We start from the raw sequence: 2,970 nt of genomic DNA, 5'->3' as shown, positions 1-2,970 counted from the left end.
CGCCCCCACCGCGCACCTCCGCGTCCGGGCCGCGTCCGGGCCGCGGGCCGGGCGGGGGCTTCCCCGGGCGGAGACTTCCCGGGCGGGGGCTTCCCGGTCGGGGAAAAGCGTTGGCGGGGGGCCGTGCGGTGCGGCATCGTGGCGGGCGATGACTGGACACGGCAGCGGTGCGGCGGCGGAATTGGACGCGGACGGACTCCGGCGGATCGCCGGGAGGTTGGCGCGGATCGGCGGGATCGTCGGCGTCTGCCTGGGCGGCAGCCGGGCCCGCGGCGCGCACACCCCCGAGTCCGACTACGACCTCGGCCTGTACTACCGCCCCGGCGAACTCGACACCGGGGCCCTGCGCGAACTGGCCGCCGAGCTGTGCGGCGCCCCGGTCGAGGTCGCCGAGCCCGGCGACTGGGGCCCCTGGGTGGACGGCGGCGCCTGGCTGGACATCGGCCCCGCCCGGGTCGACTGGCTGTACCGGGACGTCCGGCGGGTGCGCCACTACGCCGCCGAGGCCCGCCTCGGCCGGTACGAGAGCGGCCAGCAGCCCGGCCACCCGTACGGCGTGCCCTCCTACTCCTACCTCGGCGAACTCGCACTCGCCCGGGTACTGGCCGACCCCACCGGGGAGTTGACCGCGCTGCGGGGCGAAGTCGAGTGCTTCCCGGCCGAGTTGACCCGGCGGCTGGAGGCGGACGCCGCCTGGGAGGCGCCGTTCGCGCTGGTCAACGCCCGCAAGGGGGCCAAGCGCGGGGACGCCGCCTACGTCGCCGGGTGCCTGTTCCGGGCCGTCGGCCTGCTGGTGCACGCGCTGCACGCCCGGGCCGGGCAGTGGGTCGTCAACGAGAAGGGCGCGGTCGCCTCGGCCGGCCGACTGCCCTGCGCGCCACCGGAGTTCGAGCGCCGCGCCCAGCAGCTGTTCCGGTTCGCCGGCACCGACCCGGCGAGCCTGACCGCCGCACTGGACGCGGCGGACGCTCTGGCCGCCGAGGTGCTGGCCGGGGCGGCGGGCCACTGACGGGCATCGAGACCGAGCTGTACCCGGAGCGCCCGAACCGCCGGTCCCGGCCGCTGCGCGGCTCGTACGGGCACGGCGACGCGCCGGCCCCGGTGCCGGCCCGACCGGGGCCCGGGGAAGGCCGGTGGGGGCGGATCGACCCGTACCGGGACACCGCGCTGAACGAGCAGGACGCGGGCGCGGCGCTCGCCGAACTGCCCCGGCCGCAGGCGCTGGCCGAACCGCCCGGGCAGCGGGGCGCCGTCCGGGACCTGGGCCGGATGCTCGCCGACTGCGGGGCCACACCCGGCAGTCGGCTGCTGTTCGTCGGTGACCGAATCGCGCGGTTGCGACCGGGGGCGGTGATCGCGGCGGAGCACGCGCCCGCGCGGGCCGTGGCCCGGCTGCTGGGCACGGTGCGCGACCCGGCGGCGGACCTCCCCGACCCGGGCGTGCCCGCCGGGCCGGGGCGGCGCGCCGTGCCGTGCCGGATCAGCGGTCCTGCGGCAGGAGTTGGCGGTGGGCCCGGCGCAGCAGGGTGGTGAAGCGGTCCGGGTCGGCGAGGCTGAGCAGGTGGCCGCCGGAGGTGTGGAAGAGCCGGGCGGGCGTGCCCGCGGCCCGGGTGGCGGCCAGGAAGCGCCGCTCGTCGCCCCGGAACGGCAGGTCGGCGCGGCCGTTCAGGTAGAGGGTCGGGGTGGTCAGCCGGGCCGCCATGGCGAGGAAGTCGTGCCGGCGCAGTTCGGCCACGCCCCGGGTGAGGGCGGGCAGGTGGAAGCCCCCCGCCAGGACCGCCTCGGCGGACTCCGGCGGGAGCATCCGGCGCATCGCCCGGGCCTGCAGCCGGGCCGCGCGCTCCGGCCCCAGCCGCTCGCCCAGCCGCCCGGCGGCGGCGTACACGGCCGGTAGCGGGCCGGTGGTGCGGGCGGTGCAGCCGTGCAGCAGGACCGCGGCGACGTCCTCGGGGTGGCGGGCGGTGTGCGCCAGCGAGACGTACCCGCCCAGGGACAGGCCGACCAGCAGCGGGCGCCGTCCGGTCGCCGCGCGGGCCTCCCGGACGGCCCGGCGGACGGTGTCGACGGCCGCGTCCAGGGTGAACTGCTGCGCGGTGAGGGCGCCGTGGCAGGGCAGGTCCGGCGTGCTGACCCGGAAGTCCGGGGCGAGGCGGCGGGCGTGCGGGCGCCACATGGTCGCGGACAGCCGGATGCCGTGCACCAGGACCAGCGGGGGAGCGGTGTCCGGGCCGAACACCGTCAGTCCGGTGGCGATCTGACGCGTCGTCATGTGGCGTGCTCCGATCGGGCGGGGGCGGGGGCGGGGGCGGGGGGTGCTCGGGGTGGCTACTCCGGGGCGGTGGCGTACTGCGCCGCGGCCGCGAGCATGTGCTCCTGTACCAAGCCCAACACATCTGCCGCGCGGCCGAGTTGGTCCGGCGGGGTGGCGCCGAAGGTCTCGGCGAGCAGGTCGCAGCGGGCGGCCCGGACCCGGGCCAGCGCCCGGCTGCCCTCCGGGGTGATCGCGATGAGGCCGGAGCGGCCGTCGGCCGGGTCGGTGCGGCGGCTGACCAGCGCGTCGGCGCGCAGTCGGCGCAGCTGCAGGGAGGCCGTCGAGATGTCGATGCGCAGGCACTCGGCGATGTCGGAGACCCGCATCGGACCCGCCGCCTCGAAGTGCTCCAGCAGCCGCAGCGCGCTGGACGGCATGTCGCAGCCGGAGCGGCGGGCCACCTCGGTGCGGATGTGCTTGCTCTCGCTCCACCGGACCAGTGCGGACAACGCCAGTTCCAGCCGGGCCAGTTCGGGGGTGGCGGCGGTCGGTGGGGTGGGGGTCGCGGTCACCCGCCCAGCCTACCGGCCCGGTCCGAACCCAACTGACGGGTCGGTAACTCGGGCTCTGAGCTTGCCAGTTGCCCTCCCCGGTCGTGGTATTGTTTTTTTTTTTAAAAATATAAATACTAGGGTTGTGGGGATACGAAATGACCGGGG

General features: G+C 76.9%; 4 protein-coding genes. 2 read left to right on the top strand and 2 right to left on the bottom strand.

Translation table 11 applies throughout. From position 1 onward, the window contains the following. Nucleotides 1–148 precede the first annotated feature (148 nt). Nucleotides 149–1,009, top strand: a complete 861-nt coding sequence (locus ACWEO5_RS38260) for a nucleotidyltransferase domain-containing protein (protein WP_452166674.1) — start codon at nt 149–151, stop codon at nt 1,007–1,009. A 92-nt stretch (nt 1,010–1,101) separates the two neighbouring features. Then, complete coding sequence (locus ACWEO5_RS38255) at nt 1,102–1,533, top strand: hypothetical protein (RefSeq protein ID WP_452166673.1); 432 nt, start codon at nt 1,102–1,104, stop codon at nt 1,531–1,533. Here the strand turns inward: ACWEO5_RS38255 and ACWEO5_RS38250 are convergent. Continuing rightward, nucleotides 1,481–2,269, bottom strand: a complete 789-nt coding sequence (locus ACWEO5_RS38250; protein ID WP_452166672.1) for an alpha/beta fold hydrolase — start codon at nt 2,267–2,269, stop codon at nt 1,481–1,483. The genes ACWEO5_RS38255 and ACWEO5_RS38250 overlap by 53 nt on opposite strands. Before the next feature lie 56 nt (nt 2,270–2,325). Continuing rightward, nucleotides 2,326–2,823, bottom strand: a complete 498-nt coding sequence (locus ACWEO5_RS38245; protein ID WP_452166671.1) for a MarR family winged helix-turn-helix transcriptional regulator — start codon at nt 2,821–2,823, stop codon at nt 2,326–2,328. Between the last annotated feature and the right edge of the window lie 147 nt (nt 2,824–2,970).

It is taken from the genome of Kitasatospora sp. NPDC004272, from assembly GCF_053603035.1.
The sequence above is the reverse complement of the archived record's forward strand: the minus strand, read 5'-3'. Positions and strand labels throughout refer to the sequence as shown.

Bases quoted from the DNA above. Each gene is read 5' to 3' on its own strand.
- ACWEO5_RS38250 (WP_452166672.1), bottom strand. From the start codon at position 2,269: ATGACGACGCGTCAGATCGCCACCGGACTGACGGTGTTCGGCCCGGAC.
- ACWEO5_RS38260 (WP_452166674.1), top strand. From the start codon at position 149: ATGACTGGACACGGCAGCGGTGCGGCGGCGGAATTGGACGCGGACGGA.